The sequence below is a fragment of the Okeania sp. SIO2F4 genome (assembly GCF_010672385.1).
Classification (GTDB): Bacteria; Cyanobacteriota; Cyanobacteriia; order Cyanobacteriales; family Microcoleaceae; genus Trichodesmium.
The window spans coordinates 1-2402 of record NZ_JAAHGT010001200.1 but is presented as its reverse complement, the minus strand read 5'-3'; the positions used below and the strand labels follow the sequence as shown (position 1 = coordinate 2402).

General features: G+C 32.9%; 5 protein-coding genes. All 5 read right to left on the bottom strand.

Annotated features, from left to right (window positions below):
- Window positions 1-55 precede the first annotated feature (55 nt).
- The 5 genes from F6K22_RS43290 to F6K22_RS38820 all read right to left on the bottom strand — a co-directional run bounded on the left by F6K22_RS43290 (window position 56) and on the right by F6K22_RS38820 (window position 2263).
- A complete protein-coding gene (locus F6K22_RS43290) occupies window positions 56-598 on the bottom strand; it encodes an acyltransferase (RefSeq protein ID WP_293110278.1) in 543 nt (180 codons plus the stop codon).
- Between the two features lie 199 nt (window positions 599-797).
- Window positions 798-1028, bottom strand: a complete 231-nt coding sequence (locus F6K22_RS38835; RefSeq protein WP_293110277.1) for a DUF6737 family protein — start codon at window positions 1026-1028, stop codon at window positions 798-800.
- Window positions 1029-1193: 165 nt separating this feature from the next.
- On the bottom strand, window positions 1194-1415 hold the full coding sequence (locus F6K22_RS38830) for a hypothetical protein (RefSeq protein WP_293110275.1): 222 nt from the start codon (window positions 1413-1415) through the stop codon (window positions 1194-1196).
- Between the two features lie 18 nt (window positions 1416-1433).
- A complete protein-coding gene (locus F6K22_RS38825) occupies window positions 1434-1823 on the bottom strand; it encodes a hypothetical protein (RefSeq protein ID WP_293110273.1) in 390 nt (129 codons plus the stop codon).
- A gap of 194 nt (window positions 1824-2017) precedes the next feature.
- Window positions 2018-2263 (bottom strand): hypothetical protein, encoded by a 246-nt coding sequence (locus F6K22_RS38820; RefSeq protein WP_293110271.1) that lies wholly within the window; start codon window positions 2261-2263, stop codon window positions 2018-2020.
- Window positions 2264-2402: the final 139 nt, after the last annotated feature.

Genomic DNA, 2402 nt, shown 5'->3' with positions numbered 1-2402 from the left:
TCGCTCAAAGCAATTCAGTTTAGGATTCCCTTTTAAGAGAAATTTCCAGAACTAATCAATCTGATTGTGTAATGTGATTTTTAACCTCTTTAATAAATTTTGCTGGTACTCCTCCTACCAAGGTAAAAGGAGGGACATCTCTGTGAACAATAGCACCTGCTGCTACAACACTACCGTTACCAATTGTGATACCTGGTAAAACAATTACCCATGCTCCTAACCAAACATTGTCTTCAATTACAATTGACTTATTTTCACCTGTTCTATGTCCATCAAAAATATCAACAGAATGAGTTCTTGTTTCAAAGGCACATCTTGGACCTATTTCTACCCTTTTACCAATAGTGATAGTTGCATCACCTTCTGCTGAAAAACGAACACCACTGTTAATAAATGTTCCATTACCGATATTTATCCGTTTAGCCCCCCCAATCGGTCGAATTTCCACCTTTTCAAAAATCCTTAAGTTTTGTTCGACACGAACACCAGCTAAAGCAAGCATTTTTGCTCTTAGTTTTGCATCACTAATATGAGTACGGGGAAGAGAGTTGGCCATCCAAATAAAAAGTGGTTCTCGCCATCCTAATTTTAAACCCATAATGTTACTTTTTTGGAAATTTATCCTAATTTTAAACCCATAATGGCTTTGTTGCACAAAAAACTAGGCTGCTTAAGACCAAACATGGATAAATCTTCTAGAGACGTCCGTATTACTAAAGTTGATTGATTTTATTTTTCATTTTGAAGATGTCTATTAGTCATCTTGAAATGAATTTCTTGGCTCATCACAAAGCACTTTATTTATTTGAAATTATTAATTCTGCCATTAACTTTGGCCAAATTATTAAGAAAAATCCCATCCAACTCAATATAGGAATAGAAATAATAACTGTTAACCAAACGATTCTAAAAATTAACCAACTACTACTAATAATAGTAATTCCTGTCAAAAGTATTGACCAAGGTTGGCACCACCAAGGTTTATAATTCCACGGATTAAATTTTTCTGGTTCAACTGAGTTGTTCATAATAAATAGTATTTCGTTTTTAGTAAAATTAAACCAAGTTTGTTTCATCAAAAGCTTTTTCTAATTCTGGAGTTAATTTTAGGTAATCCCCCCACAGTCTCAAATATTCAAAATCTAATATTTTTGTCTAGCTTTGAGAACTCCTAGTATATCACGCTATTGTTTTTAAGAATAATTATCTGCAATTTTGTACCATCTTAATTTCTGTAAAATAATATCTTCAGGGGAAACAATATAAATAAATTTATTTGTAGAAAATAGTTCCACTTGTTTCCGGCGAGACATTGCTGATAAATCAAAATCATTAGATTCTTTAATAGGATAAATATCAGCTTTGATAACTGACGCTGTGTGAATAACATTAAAGCTATTAGTACGACCCCTCATAGCATCATCTATCGCAATTTAAGTTAGATAAAACTCTGTTGATAAAACTGCTATTAATTGTTGTACTTTTTCTGGTTCTAAAATTATTGCAAGATCGGCATCTTCTGTTGGCCTCCGTTCTCCCCAGAAGGAACTAGCAAGACCACCACCTAAATAGTAAGGAATATGCAAATTATCTAATATTTCACCAATATTTACAGCTAAGTCTATTTCAGAAATAATCATAAAATCTGTATCAACTAATTTATTTATTGAGCAATATTTATCTCCTAATTTTAAGTTAACATACTCTATTTTGAGTTGTTTATCAGTTAAATCATGATGTTGCTCTTTAAATAAATCCCACCAGATTTGTTGTGACTGAATAGATGCTCTATGATATTGCATTATTCTGGTTTCTATAGGCATTTTACCTATGAGTTAAAACCATATTTTTTCAGCTTCTATTGTTGTATCTGTTGCTTGAGTTTTGTACATTATGACAAAGGAAGGAGGAAGGAAAAAGGAAGAAAGAAAGTAGATGAATCTATAGATCAACACAGTCGCTCTACATTCTCGTTAACATCTCATATAAACGGTGCGTTACATTTCATTAACGCACCCTACTCCCTACTCCCTAAGCGTTTAGTAATTTGTTTAATTATGCCACTGAGAATAGCACCTCCCATCAAAATTCCAATAGCTGGAGTAAAAACTGGTTCCCATAACCTATGCCAAATATCGAGACCTAAAGACACTCCAGAATAACGGCCAATAACAGCGATCGCGAACCAGGCAAAACCAATTATTACTAGAAATACATCTACCACTAAAAATGTATCTAACCAGTTGAGTAATTTGTCTTTCATTATTAGTAATTCCTCGTAAATATTGTAATTTATTATAAAATATAGCAATCCTAAATATAAATAGCTTGTAATATTCTATCGTAGGGGTTTGGTTTCCAAATCCCATTTTCGTTTGGGTTTGGAGACCAAACTCCTACAG